Source organism: Pseudomonas sp. HMSC065H01 (assembly GCF_001815235.1).
Taxonomy (GTDB): domain Bacteria; phylum Pseudomonadota; class Gammaproteobacteria; order Pseudomonadales; family Pseudomonadaceae; genus Pseudomonas; species Pseudomonas aeruginosa.
The window spans coordinates 67,583-88,358 of sequence record NZ_KV819824.1 but is presented as its reverse complement, the minus strand read 5'-3'; the positions used below and the strand labels follow the sequence as shown (position 1 = coordinate 88,358).

Genomic DNA, 20,776 nt, shown 5'->3' with positions numbered 1-20,776 from the left:
AAGAGGGAGAGCGGAAGCCCGTCCGGGGCAGTGCTGAAACATCCTGTTGCAGTTGGCAACTGTACCGTCACCCGCCACCCGCCGGTCAAGCCCTTTGCCGCCGTCTAGAGCACCAGGCGCATCGCGCAGCGGCTGTCGGCGGCGAAGCCGATCTCCTGCTCGTGGCCGAGGATCGCGCGCAAGCGCTCGCCGGCTTCCTGCCAGGTCAGCCGCTGGAAGCCCAGGCGTGCGTAGAACGGCGCGTTCCAGGGCACGTCGCAGAAGGTCGTCAGGGTCAGCGCCCGGCAGTGGCTGGCGTGGGCGTAGGTCACCGCGCGCTCCAGCAGGCGGCGGCCCAGGCCCTGTTGCTGGTGGGCCTGGGCGATGGACAACTCGGCGATGTGCAACTCGTCGGCGCAGCGTTCGGCGGCGAGGAAACCGACCGGCTGGCCATCGGCGTCTTCCGCCAGCCAGTGGCTGCCGCGCTCGATCAGGCGGCGATGGAAGTCCACCCCGGCGACCCCGGCGTCGGCGATCCAGGCCAGCTCGGGCAGCAGGCGGAAGCTTTCCCCGGCTGAGCGCTCGATGGCCGGGAGCAGCGCGGCGTCCTCGTCGCGGCTGGTTCTGATGCGGTAGTCCATTGGCTTTTCACTCCATGAGCAGGCCGTCGAGCAGCACGTCCAGGGCCTGGCAGGCCCTGGCCAGGCTCTCCGGCGGGTGTTCGGCGTTGGCGATACGCAGGGCGGCGTCCACCAGCGCGCCGTTGAGCAGCCAGGCCAGGGCCTCGGCGTCGGTGCGGCGGACCCGCCCGCTGTCCATCAGTTCGCGCAGTTGCCCGGTCATCGAGCTTAGGCAGCGCAGTTGGCTGGCCTCACTGCTGGGGCTGCCGAGGATGGCCGGGGCATCGCGCAGGACGATGCGCTGGATTTCCGCTTCCAGGGCCATTTCCAGGTAGGCCCGGTTGTAGGCACGGAAGCCGCTCCAGAGGTCCTCGCCGGCAGCCAGGATGGCGCCGAGGCGAAGATTCATCTCGTCGTCGATCTGCTGCACCACCGCGGCCAGCAGGCCTTTCTTGTCGCCAAAGTGGTGATACAGCGCGCCGCGGGTGAGGCCGGCGCTGGCGGTCAGTTCGTCCATCGAGGCGCCGGCGTAGCCGTTGTCGGCGAACGCTCGGCGCGCGGCGTCGATCAGCTTGGCGCGGGTTTCCTCGATCATCTCGGCGCGAGGCTTGCGGGCCATGCGAGGTCTCCGGGTGGCGAAGGGGCTTCAGGATAATTGACATACGCTGCGTATGTCTCCATGATTTTTAACATACGCAGCGTATGTTAATTTCGTCTTCTCCCGTCGTCGCCGGTTCCGCTGGAGCCGGCCAGCCGAGGCTTTCCATGAGCAACCCCTATCTCGAACTGTTCGCCGCGCCCGGCGCCAAGGGCTTTTCAGCCGCCGGCCTGCTGGCGCGGATGCCCCTGTCGATGACCGGCCTGGGCATCGTCACCATGCTTTCCCAGGTGCATGCCGACTACTGGCTGGCCGGTACCGTGGCGGCCACCTTCGTGTTCTGCAATGCCTTGCTCGCGCCGCAGGTATCGCGCCTGGTGGACCGCTTCGGCCAGGGCCGGGTGCTGCTCCCGGCCGCGCTGGCCAGCGCCCTGGCGATGAGCGCGCTGTTGCTGTGTACGCACTATCGAGCGCCGAATGCCTGGCTCTACCTGTTCGCCTTGCTCGCCGGGGCGATGCCGAGCATGCCGGCCATGGTACGGGCGCGCTGGACCGAGCTGTACCGGGGCTCGCCGAAGCTGCACACGGCGTTTTCCTTCGAATCGGTGATGGACGAGGTGTGCTACATCATCGGGCCGGTGCTGGCGGTGAGCCTCAGCGTCGGCTGGTTCGCCGAGGCGGGGCCGCTGCTGGCGACGCTGTTCCTGGTCGCCGGGGTGAGCCTGTTCAGCCTGCAACGCGGCACCGAACCGCCGCTGCATGCCCATCCGCGGCGCCGCGCCGGCAGCGCGCTGGCCTATCCGGCGGTACGCGTGCTGGCGCTGGTGCTGGCCGCCATCGGGGTGATCTTCGGCGCGGTGGAAGTGGTCAGCGTGGCCTTCGCCGAGGCGCACGGCAACAAGGCTGCGGCAAGCCTGGTGTTGTCGGTCTATGCCGTCGGCTCATGTCTCGCGGGATTGCTGTTCGGGCTGCTGCGCTGGCGCCTGGCGCTTTCCCGGCAACTGCTCTGCATGGTTACGCTGATGGCCCTGAGCCTGATGCCGCTGCTAGGAGTGGAGAGCATCCTTGCGCTTGCCCTGACCGTGCTGGTGGCCGGCTTCAGCGTGGCGCCGACGATGATCCTGGCCATGGGCCTGGTCGAGCGCGCGGTGGACCCGGCGCGCCTCACCGAAGGCCTGACCTGGGCCATCACCGGGCTGGGCATCGGCATGGCCTTGGGCTCGGCGCTGGCCGGTTGGGTGGTGGAGGGCTACGGCGCCGCCAGCGGTTTCCTCGTCGCGGTCGGCGCCGGCTGGCTGGCCTGGCTGCTGGCCCTGGCCTGCTTCCGGGTGCTGGCTCAGGACGAGGCCGGAGACTGCGCGGTGTCCGGCTGAGCCGGGAAGGCGTATTCGCGTTCGACCCGGGCGATCCGCGCGCTGAAACCGGCGTACCAGTCGCGCCGGCCGCGCGCCTGGGCGTCGCGGTGCTCCGCGTGGCGGCTCCAGGCACGGATCGCCGCCTCGCTGTCCCAGTAGGAGACGGTGATGCCGAAACCGTCGGCGCCGCGGACCGACTCCACGCCGAGATAGCCCGGCTGGCGGCTGGCCAGTTCCAGCATGCGCTCGGCCGCTTCGGCGTAGCCGTCGTCGACGGCGCTGCGATGGGAGCTGAAGATCACTGCGTAATAAGGTGTCGGGCCGCGCCGGGGGTGGTCGCGGCGCTGCGTCCGGCACGCCTCGACGAATGCCTTCGGCAGTGGCGGCAGGACGCCGGCCAGGGCTGCCCGCTCGGGTTGGAACAGGGTGGCGACGAAGAACGGATGCTGTTCCAGCTCCACCGCGCGGATCGCTCCGTCGGCGCTCCAGGCGCTGGCCCGCAGTGCGCCGCCGGTAAGTTCCGCGGCGAAGCGCGGGGCGATTGCATAGCGGCAATGGTAGTCCGCCTCGATCCAGTCGGCGGCATACGCCAGGGCCAGGCGCGAGCCGCGCAGCAGGCGGACTTCCTCGCGGGCTTCGAGCAGAGCGCAGGGCAGGGCGGCGATCACCGCCTGGTCGCTGTGCGGATGCTCCTCGCCATGGGTCGCCGCCTGCCAGCCGAGGGCGTTGCGGGCGAACTCGAGGATCGTGTGCTGGAAGCCGGCGCAGGTACCGAGGAACGGCCGGCGCCGGCCCCGGGCATGGGCGATCAGGCGCAGCACCGCGTCGGCGTCGCGATAGGGGCTGCCCGGCACGCACCAGAACCCGTCATAGCGCTCCAGCGCCGGCTCGGCGGGCAGGCGGTCGCTGGCCAGCCAGTCGAATGCGATCTCCAGGCCGAGTGCCTCGCCGGCCAGGCGCAGGGCCAGGGGAATCGCCCGGTGGGCGGTGATGTGCGGGTCGTGGTCGCCGACCAGGGCAATGCGCAGCGGCGCCGCGGGAGGGGTGGACATCCGTTTTCGCTCCAGTTTCGCCACGCCGGTTGGCGGGCCCTGGCGCTCACTCTATAGTTGCGTTTCCGCACTCGATATCGGCGCCAATGCAAAAGATGAATGCACCGCTGCAATATCGCCTGGACCATGCCGATCTTGCCCTGGTCCTCGCCCTGGTTCGCGGCGGCAGCCTGGCGCGGGCCGCAGAGTTGCTCAGGGTCGATGTGTCGACGGTCTTCCGGGCCATCCGCCGGCTGGAGAAGAACCTCGGCAAGGCATTGTTCGACAAGAGCCGCAGCGGCTACCTGGCGAACCAGACCGCCCGCCGTCTGGCGCAGCAGGCGGAACTGGCGGAGCAGGCGCTGGAGGCGGCGCGCATCGGCCTCGAACTGGAGCGCGAGGTGCTCAGCGGTACCGTGCGCATGACCTGCTCCGACGCCGTCCTGCATGGCCTGCTGCTGCCGGCGCTGGCGCGCTTCATGCCTGGCTATCCGGCCCTGCAACTGGAGCTGGCGACCTCCAACGACTTTGCCAACCTCAGCCGGCGCGACGCCGACATCGCCCTGCGCATGACCCGCACGCCGCCGGAACACCTGGTCGGGCGCAACCTCGGCGAGGTGCGCTACGTGCTCTGCGCCAGCGAACGCTACCTGGAGGGCCGCGACGCGACGGAGCCCGCCATGCTGCACTGGATCGCCCCGGACGATTTTCTTCCCGACCACCCGAGCGTGGTCTGGCGTCGTCGACACTATCCCGGGGTGCTGCCGGCCTACCGCTGCAACGGCGTGCTGGCGGTCGCCGAGATGGCCCGCGCCGGCCTCGGCCTGGCGGCGATCCCTGCCTACCTGCTACGCGACGGCGACGGCCTGCGGGTACTGGACGCCGACCTCGAGGGCTGCGCCAGCGCCCTGTGGCTGCTGACCCGCCCGGACTGCCGGGCGTTGCGCTCGGTGGTCGCATTGTTCGACGAGCTGGGGCGGCATGTGCGATTGGGAGATGAGTGAAGGGGTGCCCGTGCCTGGTATGGCAACCCTCTCCCGCGAGCGGGAGAGGGGCTGGAATGGCAGGCCTGGCGCTCAGCCGCGATCCGCCGCGGCCGATCCCGGCGGCGGAATGTCGCCCACCGCCGCCGCGCCGGTGTCCTTGCGCAGGCGCCTGACCTCGTCGACGCTGACGCTTGGCGCCTGGTTGCCCCAGCTGGTGCGGATGAAGTTGACCACGTCGGCGATCTCCTGGTCGTTCATCCGCCAGCCGAACGGCGGCATGGTGAAGCTCGACGGTGCCTGGTGGGTGGCCGGCAGGGTGCCGCCCTTGAGCACGATGTGCACCAGGGAGGTCGGGTCGCTGCCGGTCACTACCGGGTTGCCGGCCAGGGCCGGGAAGACCCGCGCATAGCCCTTGCCGTCGGTGCGGTGGCAGGCCCCGCAGTTGTCGACGTAGAGCGCCGCGCCGGTCTTGCTGTCGTCGCCGTGGAACAGTGCCTGGGCTACGCTCTCGTCGTAGACGTGCGGCTGGTCGGCGGGGTCCGCCGGCGGCAGCGACTTGAGGTAGCGGGCGATGGCGGTGAGGTCGGCGTCGGTCATGTACTGCATGCTGTGCACCACCACGTCGGACATGCCGCCGAACACCGCGCTGCGCTCGCTGCGGCCGGTACGCAGGAAGCTGACCAGGTCGGCTTCGCTCCAGCTGCCCAGTCCGGTCCGGTGGTCGCCGCGCAGGCTCTTGGCGATCCAGTTCTCCAGCGGCGCGCTGCCGGACAGGTAGGCCGCGCCATCGCTCGCCGCCAGGGCCTTCTCCTGCATGCCCAGCCCACGCGGGGTATGGCAGGCGCCACAGTGGCCAAGGCCTTCGACCAGGTAGGCGCCGCGCGCCAGCACCGGGTCCTGCCCGGCGGCGGCCTGGAAGTCCTTCACCTCGGGAGCGAAGGTCCAGCGCCAGAATGCCAGCGGCCAGCGCATCGACAGCGGCCAGGGGATGTCGCTGGCCTTGTTGGGCTGCTCCACCGGCTCCACGCCATGCATGAAGTAGGCGTAGAGGGCGCGCATGTCCGCTTCGCTGACTCGCGCGTAGGACGGGTAGGGCATCGCCGGGTAGAGCGTGTCGCCGGACCTGGCCACGCCGTGGCGCACGGCACGGTCGAAGTCCTCGAAGCTGTAGTCGCCGATGCCGGTCTTGCGGTCCGGGGTGATGTTGGTCGAGTACACCGCGCCGATCGGCGTTTCCATCGGCAGGCCCCCGGCGAACGGCTTGCCGTCCCTGGCGGTGTGGCAGGCCACGCAATCGCCGGCGCGGGCCAGGTATTCACCCTGCCTGACCAGGGCCGGGTCCGGCGCTGCGGCGGCCTGGGCGATGCCGCAGGCGAGGGCGGAGAGGGCGAGGAAGGCTGTCGGTTTCATCGTTGCGCTCCTCATGCCTGCACCAGCGGACCGGGGTTCTTCAGGTATTGCTCGCGGATCGCCTTGGCCGACCAGTAGGCCAGCGCCGCCACCAGCCCAGTGGGGTTGTAGCCGGTGCCCTGGGGGAAGGCCGAGGCGCCCATGACGAAGACGTTGTGCACGTCCCAGCTCTGCAGGTAGCGGTTGAGCACACTGGTCTTCGGATCGCTGCCCATGATCGCCCCGCCGAGCAGGTGGGTGGTCTGGTAGACCCGTGTATTGAAGTGGTCGCCGAAGTTCTTGACGCTCACCGAGATGGCCTTCGGGTTCATCGCTTCGGCGATCTTGCGCATGTGCTCGGTGACGTAGCGGCTCATGCGGATCTCGTTGTCCTTCCAGTCGAAGGTCATGCGCAGCAGTGGCTGGCCGTAGGCGTCCTTGTAGGTCGGGTCGAGGTCGAGGTAGTTGTCGCGGTAGGTCATGTTGCTGCCGTGGGCGTCCATCGACACGGTGTGCGTGTAGGCGTCCTTGACCGCCTGTTTCCAGCCGCTACCCCAGCTCGGCGTGCCGGGCGGCACGGCGAGGCCGCCGATCGGCTTGGAGCCGGCCTGGTTGACCCACATCGGCGAGCCGCCGACGAAGCCCAGCGGTCCGTGGTCGAAGTTGTCGGCGTTGAAGTCGTCCACCGCCACGCCGCCACCGCCGGTGCCGACGAAGGGGTTGGTATGCACGTCCTTGTCGAAGAACGCCTTGATGGTGGCCATGTTCTGGTAGGCGAAGTTCTTTCCCACCACGCCCTCGCCGGTGCGCGGGTCGTAGGGCTTGCCGATGCCGGAGAGCAGCAGCAGGCGCACGTTGTGGAACTGGAAGGCGCTGATGATCACCAGCTTCGCCGGCTGCACGATCTCGCGCCCCTGGGCGTCGACGTAGGTCACGCCGGTGGCCTGCCTGCCGTCGCTGTCGAGGTTGACCTTGAGCACGTTGCAGTTGGCGCGCAGTTCGAACAGCGGGGTCTGGCGCAGCGCCGGCAGGATGTTCAGGTTCGGCGAGGCCTTGGAATACATGTAGCAGGCGTAGCCGCTGCAGAAGCCGCAGAAGTTGCACGGCCCCATCTGCACCCCGTAGGGGTTGGTCCAGGGCCCCGAAGCGTTGGCCGCCGGCAGGTCGTAGGGGTGCAGGCCGAGTTCCTCGGCGGCCTTGCGGAACAGTTGCGCGGAGTACACCTGGCGCAGCGCCGGCAGCGGGAAGTCGTCCGAGCGGTCGGCGGCGAACGGATTGCCCTTGCCGACCACCTGGCCCTTGACCGTATGCGCGGTGCCGGAGGTGCCGAAGACCTTCTCGGCGAAATCGAAGTGCGGCTCCAGCTCTTCGTAGCTGACCCCGTAGTCCTGGATGGTCATGCCTTCGGGGATGAATTTCTTGCCGTAGCGTTCCTCGTAATGGCTGCGCAGGCGCAGTTCCTCGGGCATGATCCGGAAATGCACGCCGGACCAGTGCAGGCCGGCGCCACCGACGCCGTCGCCGGGAAGGAAGGCGGAGAGCTGACGGTAGGGCAGCGCGGTGTCGTTGATCCCGTGGCGGATGCTCACGGTGCTCTTGGAGAGATTCTGGAACAGCTTGCCGCGTGTGTTGTAGGTCAGCTCGTCGAGGGTGTTCGGGTAGGCGCCGTCGGGATAGGTATCGCGGTTCTCGCCGCGCTCCAGCGCCACCACGTTGAGCCCGGCCTCGGTCAGCTCCTTGGCCAGGATCGCTCCGGTCCAGCCGAAGCCGACCACCACCGCGTCCACCGGTTTGAGTGTCGTCGCCATGTTCAACCCCTCTCGCCGGAAATCGCCACCGGCGGGAAGGGATACTTCTCGCCGCGGTCGGCCCAGTCCATGAAGTCGGTGCGGGCGCCGGGGAAACCGACCAGCTTCCAGCCCACCAGGCCGCGATTGCCGCCGTGCTGCGGATCGGAGAAGAAGCCTTCGTGGGTGTTTTGCAGCAACTGGCCGAAGAGCAGCTTGGCCGGCAGGTCCTGCAGGTCGATCTGGCCGGCTTCCAGGCGTTGCAGGATGTCGTCCTGCGCCGACGGCTCCAGCTCGGCGAACGGCTTGCCCTGGTTGGCCTTGCTCCAGCGTTCCAGGGCGGCGATGCCGACCCGGTAGATGTCGCGTGGCACCAGCTTCAACTGATGGCCGAACTCCGGCGCGGCGTCGGTGACGAACGGCCCCTGCATGTACCAGAGTGCGCCGTGCCCGTAGGGGGTTTCCATCTGTCGGTCGATGAACTCCGGCACCCCGGCCTCGATGGCGCCGGGGCCGTTGTCGTCGCTGGGGATCAGTCGCGCCACCGCGGCGTTGACGAAAGCCCATTCGGTGTTGGTGAAGAAGCGAGGCTGGTAGCGTTCGCGGGGTTTGTCCTGCTCGGCGGCGGGCGTCTGCATGGCATGGCCGACGCCATAGCCGGCCAGGGTCACCGCCGGGATCACGGTCAGGGTCTTGCGCAGGAAGTCGCGGCGGCCGTTGACGGCCTTGTCATCGGGCATGGTGGGGTCCTCTCTGGATCATCACGGTTTCGTCTTTCTGATAATGATTAGCAGGCTAATTATAAGTTCATGTGTCACGTTGAAAAAACGTTTCAGCAAGGATTCAGGCAGGCCAATACCGGCAAGTGAAGCAGAACGGCGCGCCGGGCGTCGGCCCGGCGCGGCCTTCAGGCGCCTCGCCGTCGCGCCCAGGCCGAAGGATTGACCAGGTTCAGCGGCCGCTCGCCGGCGAGGGCCGCCAGCAGGTTGTCTACCGCGCAGCGGGCCATGGCTTCGCGGGTTTCCTCGGTGGCCGAGCCGATGTGCGGAGTGGCCACCACGTTCGGCAGGCGCAGCAGCGGCGAGTCGGGAGACAGCGGCTCGCGCTCGAACACGTCGAGGCCGGCGGCGCGGATCCGCCGCTGGGCCAGGGCCTCGATCAGGGCCGCCTCGTCGACCACCCGGCCACGGGAGATGTTGATGAAGATCGCCTGCGGGCGCATCCGGGCGAACTGCGCGGCACCGATCAGGCCTTCGGTGGCGGCGGTCAGCGGCAGGGTCAGGCAGACGAAGTCGGATTCCTCGAGCAGCGCGTCGAGGGGGCGGTAGCTCGCTGCGTAGCGTTCTTCGACGTGTGGCTTCGGGCTATGGCTGTGGTACAGCACGCGCATGCCGAAGCCGTGGTGCCCGCGCCGGGCCAGGGCCTCGCCGATGCGGCCCATGCCGACGATACCGAGGGTCTTGCCATGCACGTCGGTACCGAACTGGGCGGCGCCGACGCTCTTCTTCCATTCCCCGGCGCGCACCCAGCCGGCCAGTTCCACTACCCGCCGGGCTGTCGCCAGGATCAGCGCGAAGCCGGTGTCGGCGGTGGTCTCGGTGAGCACGTCGGGGGTATTGCTGAGGAGGATGCCGCGGCGGTCGAGGTAGTCGATGTCATAGTTGTCGACGCCCACCGAGACGCTGGCGATGGCTTCCAGTCGCGGTGCCAGGTCGAGCAGTCCGGCGTCCAGGCGCAGGCTGGCGCCGAGCAGGCCGTGGGCCTCGGGCAGGGCGTCGCGCAGGCGGGCCAGGTCGTCGCGGCCGGGCTCCTCGACCAGGAGCACCTCGACCCGTTCGCGCAGGCGTTCCATCAGGGGCGCGGAGAGACGTTTGTAGAGAACCACTTTCTTCATCGGATGCTCCGGAGTCGGTCAGGGGTGGGCCGGCGCCGCCCGCCGCGAGGCGTGCGCGCGAGCGGCATCGGGCTCGCGCTTGTCGGCGTGCGGGTTGAGGAACACGGTGAGCAGCACCGACAGCAGCAGCGCTCCGCTCATGAACAGATAGGAAGCCCCGGGCCCGCCGGTGATGCCGTTCAGGTAGCCGACCAGCCAGGAGCCGGAGAACGAGCCCAGCGCGCCCATGCTGTTGATCAGCGCCATGGCGCCGCCGGCGACGTTGGCCGGGAGGACTTCCGGGACGATGGCGAAGAACGGTCCGTAGGGCGCGTACATGCAGGCCCCGGCCAGCACCAGCAGGGCGTAGGACAGCCAGAAGTGCTCGCTGCCGAGGGCGTAGGAACCGTAGAAGGCGATGGACGCGATGAGCAGCGGCGGCCAGACGAAACGCTTGCGTTTCTGCAACCGGTCCGAGGCCCAGGACACCCCGAGCATGGCGATCACCGCCGCCAGGTAGGGCAGCGCCGACAGCCAGCCGGCTTCGATGATGTCGATGTTGGCGCCGTGCTTGAGGATCGACGGCAGCCAGAGGACGAAGCCATAGACGCCGATGCTCCAACAGAAGTACTGCAGCGAGAGGACGATGACCTTTGGCGAACGGAACGCCTCGCGGTAGTTCTTCACTGGCTTGATGCCCTGCTGCTCGGCGGCCAGGGCGTCTTCCAGGTCGCGTTTTTCCGAGCCGCTCAGCCAGGCGGCCTGGCGCGGGCGGTCATCCACCAGGCGCCACCAGATGAAGGCCCAGATCACCGCCGGCAGGCCTTCGATGATGAACATCCAGCGCCAGCTGAAATGCTCCACCAGGTAGCCGGAGACCACCGACATCCAGAGGATGGTCACCGGGTTGCCGAGGATCAGGAAGGTGTTCGCCCGCGAGCGCTCGGCGCGGGTGAACCAGTGGCAGAGGTAGACCAGCATCGCTGGCATCACCGCCGCCTCGACCACGCCGAGGAGGAAGCGGATGCCGATCAGCAGATAGACGTTGGCGACCATCCCGGTCAGGGTGGCCAGTCCGCCCCAGAGGATCAGGCTGACGAAGATCAGCTTCTTGACGCTGCGCTTTTCCGCGTAGATCGCCCCCGGCACCTGGAAGAAGAAGTAACCGAGGAAGAACAGCGCGCCCAGCAGCGAGGACAGCCCGGGAGTGATCCGCAGGTCGTCGGCCATCCCGGAGGCGGCGGCGAAGCCGTAGTTGGCGCGGTCCAGGTAGGCCAGGCTGTAGGTGACGAAAACGATCGGCATGATGTACCACCAGCGGCTGCTGGCGAGGCGAGGCATGGTCATGGTCGGGTATCTCCTGAGCTTGTCTTGTTCTTGTCGCAACAGGTGCCGCGTGGGCGGCGGGTTCAGGCGCTCCTGCGGCGCTCGCGGTCGAGCAGTTGGCTGCGTTTCGGCAGCCCCTCCATGTCGCCGCGGACCTGTACCGCGCGGCTGCCGATCCAGTTGCCGCGCGCCACCGCGTCGGGCAGCGGCAGGCCTTCCAGCAGCGCGCTGACCACCCCGACCGCGAAGCCGTCGCCGGCGCCCACGGTGTCCACCACGGTCGCCACCGGCACGCCGGGGACCAGCCCTTCGCCGTGGGCATCGCGATAGTAGGCGCCGCTCGGGCCGAGCTTGATCGCCACCGCGTCGACGCCCATGTCCAGGTAGAACGCGGCGATATCCGCGGGTTCCTGCCAGCCGCTGAGCAGGCGGCCTTCCTCCAGGCCCGGCAGGACCCAGTGGGCATGCGCGGCGAGGGCGTTGATCTCGGCGATCATGCGGCGCTCGCTGGGCCACAGCGAGGGCCGCAGGTTGGGGTCGAAGGACAGGCTGGCGCCCTTGCCGCGCATGCGCCGCATCAGTTCGTGGGACAGTTCGCAGGCACTCGCCGAGAGTGCCGGCGGAATGCCGGTGGCGTGCAGGTGGCGGGCGCCGAGCATTTCTTCGCGGATATGGGCGAGGCCCAGCCGGCTGGCCGCCGAGCCGCGGCGGAAGTACTCGACCCGCGGGTCGGCACCATCGACCTCGCGGGACTTCATCTGGAACCCGGTGGGCGCTTGCGCGTCGACCTCGACGAAGCGGCAGTCGAGGCCCTCGCGGGTCAGGCTGTCGAGTACGAAGCGGCCGAGCGAGTCGTCGCCGACCCTGCTCAGCCAGGCCACCGCGAAGCCGAGGCGGGCGAGGCCGATGGCGACGTTGCTGTCGGCGCCGGCGATGCGCTTGCCGAACTGCTCGACCCGGTCCAGTTCGCCGGGCTGTTCGGCGACGAACATGGCCATGGTCTCGCCGAAGCAGAGGATCTCGAAGTCAGCCATGCTGGCGTTCCTCCTGGGGCTGGCCGAGGCGGGCGAGGGCGGCGATGTGCCGGCGGCTGAGACTGAGCAGGTCGTCGCCCTGCAGCGGGTATTCGATGGCCCGCGCCACGCCTTCCGGGAAATGCTGCAGCAGGCGCTGCCAGTACTGCAGGTCGGCGGCCGACGGCGGCACCGCGACCAGCTTGCCGTCGCGGTTGCGGATCACCGCCTTGCAGTGCACGTAGCCGACATAGCGGCCAAGGCGCAGGGCGGCTTCGTCGGCCGCCTGCTCCTGCCAGCGCCAGTTGCCGATGTCGAAGGTCATCGCCAGGTCCAGCTGCTGGCGTTCGGCGAGGCGGAAGAAGCGTTCCAGCACCTCGATCCGGCCGCCCTGGGGCGTCTGGTCGTTCTCCACCAGCAGTTGCAAGCCGTGGCGCGCCAGGCGCCGGCCGAGGGCGGCGAGATCGGGCTGTTCCGGCAGAAGGCCGAGCGAGACCTTGAGCCATCCGGCTCCGCAAGCTTCGGCGCGGCGCAGGGTCGGCTCCAGCTCGGGGTTCAACTGGCCGTCTTCGCGCCACAGCTCGAGGGGTGAGGAGAACACGCACTCCAGCCCCTGCAACTGGATGGCGGCGGTCAGCGCCTCGGTATCCGGCGGGCCGGCGAAGAGTTCCTCGCGCAGTTCCACGCGCTGCGCGCCGGCCATCGCCAGCAAGGGCAGGAAGCTGGCCTGGCCGCGACTGCGAACGAGGTCCGCGCCATAGCTGGAAAGACTGATGGAGACGGGGTGAAGGGACATTGGCGATCCTCTGAAACCGGTTTCATTTCAAGCCGTGCGAAAGCCGCCGGCAACGCGCCGGCGGCGGGCCGCTAGCCGCGTGGATGGGTCGAGCCGCGAACGATCAGTTGCGCCGGGAAGGTCACCCGGCGCGCCGGCTCGCGGTCGCCTTCGAGTCGCGCCAGGAGGCGCTCGAAGGCGGTGCGGCCGATTTCGTCGGTGGGTTGGGCGAGGGCGGTGATGCCGCTGCCCACCAGTGGGTACCAGTCGAGTTCGTCCAGGGCCAGCAGGCCGACCTCATCGAACAGCCGGCAGCCGAGGTCGCGCAGTTGGCGGGTGGCGCAGAGGGTGGCGACGCCGTTGCAGGTGAACAGCGCCTTCGGCCCGGGGCCGCTGGCCGAAAGGAAGGCGCGCAGGCCGTCGCGGAAGAAGTCGTCGGTTTGCAGGACCTGGCCCTTGAGCGCCGGTCGCCGGCCGATGGAGGCATTGAAGGCCTGGACCCGCTCGATCCGCGAGCTGGTGCCGTCGAGCGGTTCGGTGACCAGCAGGATGTCGCGGAAGCCGCGGTGCTGCAGGTGGTCGAGGGCCTGTTCGACAGCGTCGGCGTTGTCCAGGCCGACCAGGTCGGTATCCAGCTCGGCCAACTGGCGGTCCACCAGCACCATCGGCAGTTCGCGGTGCAGGGCGCGCAATTCGCCGGGATGGTGGCCGAGGGTGTTCACGATCAGTCCTTCGACGTTGTAGGACTGCAGGGCGGCCAGGTGATGACGCTCCTGCTCGTCGTCGCGGTCGGTATTGCACACCACCAGGCTGTAGCCGTGTTCGCGGCAGGCGGTTTCCACGCCATGCATGACGGCCACGGAGTAGGGGTTGAGGATGTCCGCCACCAGCATTCCGATCAGCCGTGTGCGCCCGCGCTTGAGGCCTCGGGCCATCTGGTTGGGGCGGTAGTCGAGCTGGTCGATGGCGCGCTCGATGCGCCGGGCGGTGGCATCGGCGAGCAACTGGCGGTCGCCGCCGATATAGCGCGACACGCTGGCCTTGGAGACGCCGGCGGCCTCGGCCACCTGGTTGATGGTGACGCGGCCACGGCTGGGCAGTACTGAACCATTCACGGACCTGGTACCTCTTGGTGCTGTTCTTATTGGTGTGTCCGGCTGGTCTTCGCCAGCGGATGCCAGGAGTTGAAACCGGTTTCAGAAAATACCAGAAGGCCGATGCCCGTCAACGGGAAAAAAACGCCTACCGGGGCCGAGCCAGGCATGAGGCCAGGACGTTGTTCATGAAAACCGAATAATCGTTTCGAATGATGGTTTGCAATTATTAATGTCGAATGGAATGAATGTGCCATATCTCCATAAATAAAAAGGAAGTTTGTCCAATACTTGAGAAACTACTTTAAGAAGGTTTTGTCGGTAGAAAGCGATCAATCAGGCGAGCTTCGCTGACATGAAAAGCACCCGGCCGACCGTCTGAAGCAGTTCTCATTTATCGGAAAACGAAGGTGGCGCGCTGAAACTTATGCGCGCCTGGCGGTCTTTATCGACGACCTGACCGCCCGGTCGCGTCATCACGCTCACCGATCGTTGCGGGTCCTGTCGAATGCCGCCGTTCCGTCGCAGCAGGATTTTTCGACAAGACCCGTCCGGACCCACTTCCCGGCTAAGGAATGACAGGATGAGCGCCGCCCTGGAGCGATTGAATCATCTGAACCTGAATCACTTGTATGCCTTCGTCGCCGTCGCCGAACACAACAGCTTCACCGCCGCGGCGGAGGCCCTGGGCTTGTCGAAATCGCTACTCAGCGAGCAGTTGCGACGCCTGGAGGCCGACCTCGGGATCCAGTTGCTGACCCGTACCACCCGTCGCATGACCCTTACCGATCGCGGCGAACTGCTGTTCGGCGTGGCCCAGCGCATGCTCGGCGAGCTGGACGGCGCGCTCTCCGATGTGCGCGACCTGCAGGGCGAGCCCAGTGGCCGGTTGCGCATCACCGCGCCGCAGGACTTCGTCAAGTGGCACATCAGCAGCGTTTCCGCGGCGTTCATCCGGCAGTTTCCCAAGGTCCAGGTGGAAATGCTGGCCGATGACCAGTTCAGCGATCTGGTCGGCCAGCGCATCGATCTCGCGGTACGTATCGGCTGGCCGCGCGACTCCGGCCTGCATGCCAGCAAGCTGTGCGACTTCCAGCAGGTTGCCGTGGCGACGCCGGGATACCTCGCCGGCCTGCCGCCGGTGCTCCAGCCGCACGACCTGGCGCGTTGCGAATGGATCGGCCATACCCGCCTGAGCACGCCCTGGACCTGGACCTTCGAACGCCAGCGCGAGCGTGCCACGGTACAGACCCGAGGGCGCCTGCTGGCGAACAACACCCTGGCGGTGTACCGCCTGGTGCTCGACGGTGCCGGCGTCAGCGTGCTGCCGAGCTTCCTGGTAGCCCGCGAGATCGCCCGCGGACGGCTGGTCCGGCTGCTGCCCGGTTGGCGCCTGCCGCAGGGCGGCATCTATGCCCTGTACCCCTCGGCGCGCTACATGCCGGTGCGGGTCAGGGCGTTCATCGAGTCGCTGCGCGAGCATCTCGGTCGCGAGCCGTTCCGCCTGGCGCAGAGCGAATGAGGCTGGGCATCCGTGCTGGGGGGCTGTAGGGCGAATAACGCCACCGGCGTTATCCGCCGCCGACGTCGTGGATAGGCGGCGGATAACCGCGAGCGGTTATTCGCCCTACGGCCCCAGGCTGCCCAGGTAGCCGGCGAGCGCCTGGATGTCGCTATCCTCCAGGCCGCCGGCGACCGCGCGCATGGTCGCGCTGTTGCCGCGCTTGCCGTCGCGGAAGCCGTGCAACTGGGTTGCCAGGTATTCCGCCCATTGCCCGGCCAGGCGCGGCGCCTTCAGCGCCGCCAGGCCCTGGGCGGCGGGCCCGTGGCAGGTGACGCAGGGCGGTACGCCGCGCTGCGCCAGGCCGTTCTCGAAGAGCTGGCGGCCGCGTTCGCGTTGCCTCGGGTCGGCCAGGGTCTGCTCGCCGGCACTCATGCGCTGGGCGGCGAACCAGGCGGAGACGTTGACCACGTCCGCCGCGCTCAGCTCCTCGCCGCGGCCGTTGGTGGCCGGGTTGCGCCGGCGCTGGGTCTTGAGGTCGTAGATCTGCTTGTACAGGTATTCCCGGTCGAGCCCGGCGAGCTTCGGGTAGCTGCGGTTCGGCCGCGGCCCGCCGTTGCCGTCGTCGTCGTGGCAGCGCGAGCACATTTTCTGCGCCATCGCCTTGCCGCGCGCCAGGTCGGCGGGCGCGTCCGGGCCCGGCACGGCGGCGGCCAGCGGCAGGGAAAGCAGGGCCGAGAGGTAGCCGGCCAGCCAGCGTTTGCGCTCAGTCATGCTGCCAGGGCCCCCGCAGCCAGCCGTGGATGTCGTAGTCGGCCATACAGCGCTGGACCATCGCCTCGCAGTAGGCCAGGTGCCCGCGACGGCTGGCCCAGGCCAGCGAGTCGAGGCGGATCTGCTCGGCATTGCCGGAATAATGGCTCTCATAGACCGCGTGGCGCGCGCCGAACTCGCTGCCGGTGGCGTCCCAGATCAGCTTGAACAGCTTCAGGCGCTGCTCCGGCTCCAGCTCGGCACCGCGGTAGTAGCTGTCCACCAGCCGCCGCGCCTCGCCGTCGCGCAGGTCGGCGGCGCCCGAGACGGTGACCAGCGGGGCGCCGCCGAGGGCGCTTTCCAGCAGCTCGCGGACCCGCTTCCAGATCTGCGGCACCTGGATGCGCAGGGCATTGGCGTACTCCAGGCGCGGCACCGCCGACCCGGCGGCGTTGCGCTCCGGGTCGCGGGCCATGGCGGTGGTCAGCGCCTGCAGCAGGTGCTGCAGGGCGATCAGCTCGCCGAGGGCAGCCTGTATCCCGCGGAAGCCCTGGGTGCCATTGGCGCGCACGCCGAGGGAAAGCAGGCCGATCATCAGCTCCAGCTTCACCCCGAGGCGGATGCCGGACTGGAAGTTGTACAGGTTGGCGAAGCCCGACTCGGCATAGAAACCGGTGGCGCGGCGCAGGTCGCGGTAGACCAGGACGTCCTCCCAGGGAATCAGCGCCTTGTCGAACAGCAGCACGCTGTCGTTCTCGTCGAAGCGGCTGGACAGCGGATAGTCGAAGGGACTGCTCGCGCGCTCCTCGTAGGATGGCCGGCACATCAGGCGCAGGCCGGGGTTGTCCATGCGGGCGAAGAACACAACAGCGAAGTCCTCGGCCTTGCCGGCCTCCATCTGCGCCGAGGCGACCGGGGCGACGAAGGTGGCGTTGGTGATGGCGCTGCCGGTGGCGAGCATCTTCGCCCCGCTGACGACGATACCCTGGTCGGTCTCGCGTTCGACGTGGACGAACACGTCGCGCATCTCGTGGATCGCCTTGCTGCGGTCCAGCGGCGGATTGATGATCGCGTGGTTGAGGAACAGCCCGCGGTCGGCGAAGGCGCGGTGCCAGGCGCAGGCGTTCTGCCGGTAGTCGCCGTAGAAGCCGGCGCCGGCCTCCAGCCCGGACATGAACGCCGCCTTGTAGTCCGGGGTACGCCCCATGAAGCCGTAGGTCATGCGCGACCAGCAGCCGATCGCCTCGCGCGCGCCGAGCAGGTCCTCGGCGTTCTGCGCGGGGGTGAAGAAGCGGTGGCTGCGGCGGCCCTGGGCATCGACCCGGGTGAGGACGTCGCGCTGCTCGCCGTGGAGGCCGTCGTAGAGCCCGGCGATACTGCGGCAGGCGTTGCGGAACGCCCTGTGCCGGGTGACGTCGGCGACCCGTTCGCCGTTGAGGTAGACCTGGCGACCGTCGCGCAGGCTGTCGAGATAGTCGGCGCCGGTCATCAGCGCGTTGGGGACGGAATGGCTCATGCTGGTTCCTTGTCGGGACGCCGGCCGTGGCGCGCACGGCCGGCGGGGCGGTCAGTCGCGCTGCAGGTGCGGGTTGCGCAGCGCCGGCTCGGCGTGGATATGCACCCGCCGCAGGTGGCGCGGCGCGCGGTGGGCGAAGGCCTCGCGACCGTGCAACAGGGTCAGGTTGTCGGCGATCACCAGGTCGTCGCTGCGCCAGCGGTGGGCGTAGTGCGCCTGTGGGTGGTACAGGCAGCGGCGCAGGCTGTCGAGCAGTTCGCCGCGCTGTTCCGGGGCGATGCCGTCGTAGTGGAACTCGGAGGGGTTGATGAAGCTGGCGTCGCCCTCGACCGGCGGTTCGCAGAAACGCAGGATGGGGAATTCGCGGCGCGGGTGGCGCTCGACTATCGGCGCCGCCGAGCGGCTGCTGTAGTGCGCCGCGCTGCGCTGGTACCGGCCGCTGGCGCGGCGCCAGAGTTCCAGCTCGCTACTGTCGGCCAGTTGCAGCGCCGCCGGGGTCGAGCTGAAGGTGGTGCGGCCGCCGTCGCTGTCGCCGGGCGCGTCGACACAGTGGAACACCTGGAATTCCGGGACCGTCTCCAGGTACATGCCGTCCCAGTGCAGCGGCACGTAGTTGTTGGCGAAGATGTGGTCCTCGGCGCCTTCCTGTTCCACCAGCTCGAGCACCGCGCCGAACGGCCACAGCATGACTTCGCCGAAGTCGTGGCAGTAGCGGGTCAGGCTCTCGGCGTCGGCGAAGGCGGCGAAGCCGCGCAGGAGCAGCAGGTGGTGGCTGCGAGCCAGGCCCTTGAGCCACTGCGCCGGCAGCTCGCCGACGTGCATGCCGGGGCGGCCGGGCTCCAGCAGCAGGCCGAAGCGCGGCTGGTTGCCCTGTTCGTCGCGCAGCGGCGAGAGACGTACCGGTTGATCGCTGAGATAGGCGTTCATCGTCTGGCTCCTCGGGCTCAGGCCACGGCGGCGCGCCGGGCGGCCCTGGCCGGCAGGCGGTAGTGACTGGGCTGGCCGTTGATCTGCACCAGCTCGCCGCCGAGTTCCAGCACCTCGCTGCGCTTCATCAGCACGAAGCGGTCCTCGGTGTTCACCGCCACGCCGTGCCAGGGCGTCAGCCAGTCGTCGCGGGTCGGCATCATGTGGATGCCGAACTTCAGACTGTCCGCCGGCTGCGGATGGATGGACAGGCGGATCGCGCGGGGGAACTGGTCGGCCAGCAGCGCGCCCCAGGCCCAGCTGCGCTGGATCACCCCGTAGGCGCGCTCCTTGGCGTCGCGTTGCAGGGCAGTCTTCGAGCCCTGGTAGTCGGGGGTCAGGCCGTCCTCGTAGAGGAAACGGGTGATGGCGCGGTACAGCAGCAGGCCTTCTTCGCTGGCCAGCAGGGTCTCGCGGATGCTTTCCAGCGGCTCGGCGTAGCCGTCGATCAGCAACTGGCGGAGCTGCTCGTGGTTGTCGCGCTGGGCCTCGAAGGCGCGTACGTCCTCCAGGTTGAACACACCGATATGGGTGGCGCCGATCTCCTCGATCATCAGGCGCAAGGCATCCTGGTAGGCGCTGATGTGCGCATCGCCGATCCTCACCAGGTCGCCGAACACCCGGCCGTCGGAGCAGACGGTGATCTTCGCGCCCGGTGCATAGAACAGCTGGATGCGCTGGCACAGGTGGTTGAGGAACGACAGCGACAGGCGCTCGGCCATGTCCGGACGGCTGTCGAGAACCTTGCCGGGGTTCGGCGACTTGGCCGGAAACGCCGGCAGGACGAATTCGATGGGCTCGCCGGCTTCGATGAAGGCGGCGATGCGCGGCAACTGGACCTGTTCGATGCGGCGGATCTCGTCCGCTTCGCTGGCGCTCTGGCGATGCTCGGGGTAACGGCGGCGATAGAGCAACAGTTCTTTCAATACGCGTGCGGGAAGGGTGTCTTCGGCGATGGCGTACATGCAGGTGTTTCCTCCTTGTGGGCGGATGCCGGCGGGGCCGGCAGCGGAAGGCGACATCCTGTGGACTCGCCGCCGGGGGATAAACCGGGGAAGGCCGGAAACACTGTTCGCTGAAGCTTGACGATGGGCGCCGGGCACGGGCGGGCCGCCGGTGTTGTCGCGTATCGCGGGGAGGGCTGAAGGAAGCGGCCGCCGGCGGGCGGCCGCAGGGCGGTCAGTCGGCGTTCTCGCCGCACAGGTCGAGGGCGAACCAGCGTTGCGCTTCGTCGCGTCCGAGGCCGGCGCCGAGCAGGCCGAAGAGCTTGCCCAGGGCCGCCTCGCGGGTCATTCCGCCAGCCGAGAGCAGGCCGGCGTCGCGCAGGCGGCTGCCGGCGGCGTAGACGCCGAACTCGACCTGGCCGTAGGCGCACTGGCTGACCGCGGCGAGCAGCACGCCGCGGGCGTGGGCTTCGCGCAGCAGCGCCAGCAGCTCCTCGTCGTCGGACGGGCCGGTGCCGCTGCCATAGCATTCCAGCAGCAGCGCTTCCACGCCGCTGTCGAGCAGCCCGCGCAGGTGCGCGGCGCGCAGCCCTGGATAGAGCGGCAGCACGGCGAGGTTCACTTCCCGGCGCGGCTGGCGGTAGCCGAGCGCCGCAGGCACCGGCGCATGCTCGGCGTGGCGCGGTCGCGGCAGTTCGGCGAAGGCGTCGAACGCGTCGCTGCGCAGCTTGCTGACTCGCGCGCCGTGCAGCAGGGCATCGTTGAAATAGACCTGTACGCCGCGCGCGTGGCCCTCCTGGAGGACGCGCAGGGCGCCGACCAGGTTGTCCCAGGCATCGCTGCCCGGCGCGCCGGCCGGCAGCATGGAGCCGGTCAGCAGCACCGGGATCGGCAGGTCGAGGAGCAGGAAGGACAGCGCCGCGGCGCTGTAGGCCAGGGTGTCGGTGCCGTGCAGGAGCAGCACGCCGTCGTGGCCGGCGTCGAGCGCGGCGACGATGGCGTCGCGCATCGCCAGCCAGTTGCCCTGGGTCATGTTGGCGCTGTCCAGCGGCGGTTGCAGTTCGGCGAAGCGCCAGCGCAGGTCCGGGGCGTCGCCGAGGCTTTGCAGGTGGTCGCGCATGCGCGCTTCGAAGCCACCGGCCGGAGCCAGTCCCTGAGGGGTCTGCAGCATGCCGATGGTGCCGCCGGTGTAGAGCACGAAGAGGTTCTTGACTGGGAGCATCCGTAATCCTTGTGTCGGGCCTTTTCGCGCCGGACGTGCGAAGAGGGG

At 68.9% G+C, this 20,776-nt stretch carries 19 protein-coding genes; 3 read left to right on the top strand and 16 right to left on the bottom strand.

Annotated features, from left to right (window positions below; translation table 11 throughout):
• Positions 1 to 104: 104 nt before the first annotated feature.
• Positions 105 to 620, bottom strand: a complete 516-nt coding sequence (locus HMPREF3014_RS00790; protein ID WP_003089295.1) for a GNAT family N-acetyltransferase — start codon at positions 618 to 620, stop codon at positions 105 to 107.
• Positions 621 to 627: 7 nt separating this feature from the next.
• A complete protein-coding gene (locus HMPREF3014_RS00785) occupies positions 628 to 1,218 on the bottom strand; it encodes a TetR/AcrR family transcriptional regulator (RefSeq protein WP_003113746.1) in 591 nt (196 codons plus the stop codon).
• 146 nt (positions 1,219 to 1,364) lie between these two features.
• On the opposite strand from HMPREF3014_RS00785, the gene HMPREF3014_RS00780 reads away from it, so the two are divergent.
• Positions 1,365 to 2,570, top strand: coding sequence for an MFS transporter (locus tag HMPREF3014_RS00780; protein ID WP_003117816.1), 1,206 nt, complete (start codon positions 1,365 to 1,367; stop codon positions 2,568 to 2,570).
• On the opposite strand, the gene HMPREF3014_RS00775 is transcribed toward HMPREF3014_RS00780, so the two are convergent.
• Positions 2,534 to 3,604, bottom strand: a complete 1,071-nt coding sequence (locus HMPREF3014_RS00775; RefSeq protein ID WP_009876431.1) for a CTP synthase C-terminal region-related (seleno)protein — start codon at positions 3,602 to 3,604, stop codon at positions 2,534 to 2,536. The two genes, HMPREF3014_RS00780 and HMPREF3014_RS00775, sit on opposite strands and share 37 nt — an antisense overlap.
• 86 nt (positions 3,605 to 3,690) lie before the next feature.
• Here HMPREF3014_RS00775 and HMPREF3014_RS00770 point away from each other — a divergent pair, with 86 nt between their 5' ends.
• Complete coding sequence (locus HMPREF3014_RS00770; RefSeq protein WP_003117815.1) at positions 3,691 to 4,587, top strand: LysR family transcriptional regulator; 897 nt, start codon at positions 3,691 to 3,693, stop codon at positions 4,585 to 4,587.
• A gap of 72 nt (positions 4,588 to 4,659) precedes the next feature.
• Here the strand turns inward: HMPREF3014_RS00770 and HMPREF3014_RS00765 are convergent, their stop codons facing one another.
• The 8 genes from HMPREF3014_RS00765 to ptxS form a co-directional block, all read right to left on the bottom strand.
• On the bottom strand, positions 4,660 to 5,979 hold the full coding sequence (locus tag HMPREF3014_RS00765) for a cytochrome c (protein WP_003113742.1): 1,320 nt from the start codon (positions 5,977 to 5,979) through the stop codon (positions 4,660 to 4,662).
• Positions 5,980 to 5,990: 11 nt separating this feature from the next.
• Complete coding sequence (locus HMPREF3014_RS00760; protein WP_003110747.1) at positions 5,991 to 7,766, bottom strand: GMC family oxidoreductase; 1,776 nt, start codon at positions 7,764 to 7,766, stop codon at positions 5,991 to 5,993.
• 2 nt (positions 7,767 to 7,768) lie between these two features.
• Positions 7,769 to 8,485 (bottom strand): gluconate 2-dehydrogenase subunit 3 family protein, encoded by a 717-nt coding sequence (locus tag HMPREF3014_RS00755; protein WP_023087515.1) that lies wholly within the window; start codon positions 8,483 to 8,485, stop codon positions 7,769 to 7,771.
• A 167-nt stretch (positions 8,486 to 8,652) separates the two neighbouring features.
• Entirely contained in the window at positions 8,653 to 9,639 is a 987-nt protein-coding gene (locus HMPREF3014_RS00750; protein WP_017002037.1) for a 2-hydroxyacid dehydrogenase, read from the bottom strand.
• 18 nt (positions 9,640 to 9,657) lie between these two features.
• Positions 9,658 to 10,965, bottom strand: a complete 1,308-nt coding sequence (locus HMPREF3014_RS00745) for an MFS transporter (RefSeq protein WP_003113740.1) — start codon at positions 10,963 to 10,965, stop codon at positions 9,658 to 9,660.
• 62 nt (positions 10,966 to 11,027) lie between these two features.
• The gene (locus HMPREF3014_RS00740) at positions 11,028 to 11,978 is read right to left on the bottom strand and encodes a sugar kinase (protein ID WP_003089272.1); all 951 of its coding nucleotides are present in this window, start codon (positions 11,976 to 11,978) and stop codon (positions 11,028 to 11,030) included.
• Positions 11,971 to 12,753 (bottom strand): sugar phosphate isomerase/epimerase family protein, encoded by a 783-nt coding sequence (locus HMPREF3014_RS00735; RefSeq protein ID WP_003113739.1) that lies wholly within the window; start codon positions 12,751 to 12,753, stop codon positions 11,971 to 11,973. Before HMPREF3014_RS00735 ends, HMPREF3014_RS00740 begins: the two co-directional genes overlap by 8 nt.
• A 71-nt stretch (positions 12,754 to 12,824) precedes the next feature.
• Positions 12,825 to 13,847, bottom strand: coding sequence for a transcriptional regulator PtxS (gene ptxS / locus HMPREF3014_RS00730; protein WP_003113738.1), 1,023 nt, complete (start codon positions 13,845 to 13,847; stop codon positions 12,825 to 12,827).
• A gap of 562 nt (positions 13,848 to 14,409) precedes the next feature.
• On the opposite strand from ptxS, the gene ptxR reads away from it, so the two are divergent.
• Positions 14,410 to 15,348 (top strand): HTH-type transcriptional regulator PtxR, encoded by a 939-nt coding sequence (gene ptxR, locus HMPREF3014_RS00725; protein WP_003089264.1) that lies wholly within the window; start codon positions 14,410 to 14,412, stop codon positions 15,346 to 15,348.
• A gap of 105 nt (positions 15,349 to 15,453) precedes the next feature.
• Here the strand turns inward: ptxR and pvcD are convergent, their stop codons facing one another.
• The 5 genes from pvcD to HMPREF3014_RS00700 form a co-directional block, all read right to left on the bottom strand.
• Positions 15,454 to 16,101 carry a paerucumarin biosynthesis heme-binding protein PvcD gene (gene pvcD, locus HMPREF3014_RS00720; RefSeq protein ID WP_023087516.1) on the bottom strand — a complete coding sequence of 216 codons (648 nt, stop codon included), beginning with the start codon at positions 16,099 to 16,101 and terminating at the stop codon, positions 15,454 to 15,456.
• Complete coding sequence (pvcC, locus tag HMPREF3014_RS00715) at positions 16,094 to 17,596, bottom strand: paerucumarin biosynthesis protein PvcC (protein ID WP_003089259.1); 1,503 nt, start codon at positions 17,594 to 17,596, stop codon at positions 16,094 to 16,096. Before pvcC ends, pvcD begins: the two co-directional genes overlap by 8 nt.
• A 51-nt stretch (positions 17,597 to 17,647) precedes the next feature.
• The gene (gene pvcB, locus HMPREF3014_RS00710) at positions 17,648 to 18,523 is read right to left on the bottom strand and encodes a paerucumarin biosynthesis oxygenase PvcB (RefSeq protein WP_003122753.1); all 876 of its coding nucleotides are present in this window, start codon (positions 18,521 to 18,523) and stop codon (positions 17,648 to 17,650) included.
• A gap of 17 nt (positions 18,524 to 18,540) precedes the next feature.
• The gene (pvcA, locus tag HMPREF3014_RS00705) at positions 18,541 to 19,527 is read right to left on the bottom strand and encodes a paerucumarin biosynthesis protein PvcA (RefSeq protein WP_003089256.1); all 987 of its coding nucleotides are present in this window, start codon (positions 19,525 to 19,527) and stop codon (positions 18,541 to 18,543) included.
• Positions 19,528 to 19,741: 214 nt separating this feature from the next.
• Positions 19,742 to 20,728 carry an asparaginase gene (locus HMPREF3014_RS00700; RefSeq protein WP_003113732.1) on the bottom strand — a complete coding sequence of 329 codons (987 nt, stop codon included), beginning with the start codon at positions 20,726 to 20,728 and terminating at the stop codon, positions 19,742 to 19,744.
• Positions 20,729 to 20,776 lie beyond the last annotated feature (48 nt).

Coding starts and splice junctions, on each gene's coding strand:
- HMPREF3014_RS00780 (WP_003117816.1), top strand. CDS start 1,365: ATGAGCAACCCCTATCTCGAACTGTTCGCCGCGCCCGGCGCCAAGGGC.
- HMPREF3014_RS00735 (WP_003113739.1), bottom strand. CDS start 12,753: ATGTCCCTTCACCCCGTCTCCATCAGTCTTTCCAGCTATGGCGCGGAC.
- HMPREF3014_RS00740 (WP_003089272.1), bottom strand. CDS start 11,978: ATGGCTGACTTCGAGATCCTCTGCTTCGGCGAGACCATGGCCATGTTC.
- HMPREF3014_RS00785 (WP_003113746.1), bottom strand. CDS start 1,218: ATGGCCCGCAAGCCTCGCGCCGAGATGATCGAGGAAACCCGCGCCAAG.
- HMPREF3014_RS00750 (WP_017002037.1), bottom strand. CDS start 9,639: ATGAAGAAAGTGGTTCTCTACAAACGTCTCTCCGCGCCCCTGATGGAA.
- HMPREF3014_RS00770 (WP_003117815.1), top strand. CDS start 3,691: ATGCAAAAGATGAATGCACCGCTGCAATATCGCCTGGACCATGCCGAT.
- pvcC (WP_003089259.1), bottom strand. CDS start 17,596: ATGAGCCATTCCGTCCCCAACGCGCTGATGACCGGCGCCGACTATCTC.
- HMPREF3014_RS00745 (WP_003113740.1), bottom strand. CDS start 10,965: ATGACCATGCCTCGCCTCGCCAGCAGCCGCTGGTGGTACATCATGCCG.
- pvcB (WP_003122753.1), bottom strand. CDS start 18,523: ATGAACGCCTATCTCAGCGATCAACCGGTACGTCTCTCGCCGCTGCGC.
- HMPREF3014_RS00790 (WP_003089295.1), bottom strand. CDS start 620: ATGGACTACCGCATCAGAACCAGCCGCGACGAGGACGCCGCGCTGCTC.
- pvcA (WP_003089256.1), bottom strand. CDS start 19,527: ATGTACGCCATCGCCGAAGACACCCTTCCCGCACGCGTATTGAAAGAA.
- HMPREF3014_RS00760 (WP_003110747.1), bottom strand. CDS start 7,766: ATGGCGACGACACTCAAACCGGTGGACGCGGTGGTGGTCGGCTTCGGC.
- pvcD (WP_023087516.1), bottom strand. CDS start 16,101: ATGACTGAGCGCAAACGCTGGCTGGCCGGCTACCTCTCGGCCCTGCTT.
- ptxR (WP_003089264.1), top strand. CDS start 14,410: ATGAGCGCCGCCCTGGAGCGATTGAATCATCTGAACCTGAATCACTTG.
- HMPREF3014_RS00755 (WP_023087515.1), bottom strand. CDS start 8,485: ATGCCCGATGACAAGGCCGTCAACGGCCGCCGCGACTTCCTGCGCAAG.
- HMPREF3014_RS00765 (WP_003113742.1), bottom strand. CDS start 5,979: ATGAAACCGACAGCCTTCCTCGCCCTCTCCGCCCTCGCCTGCGGCATC.
- HMPREF3014_RS00700 (WP_003113732.1), bottom strand. CDS start 20,728: ATGCTCCCAGTCAAGAACCTCTTCGTGCTCTACACCGGCGGCACCATC.
- HMPREF3014_RS00775 (WP_009876431.1), bottom strand. CDS start 3,604: ATGTCCACCCCTCCCGCGGCGCCGCTGCGCATTGCCCTGGTCGGCGAC.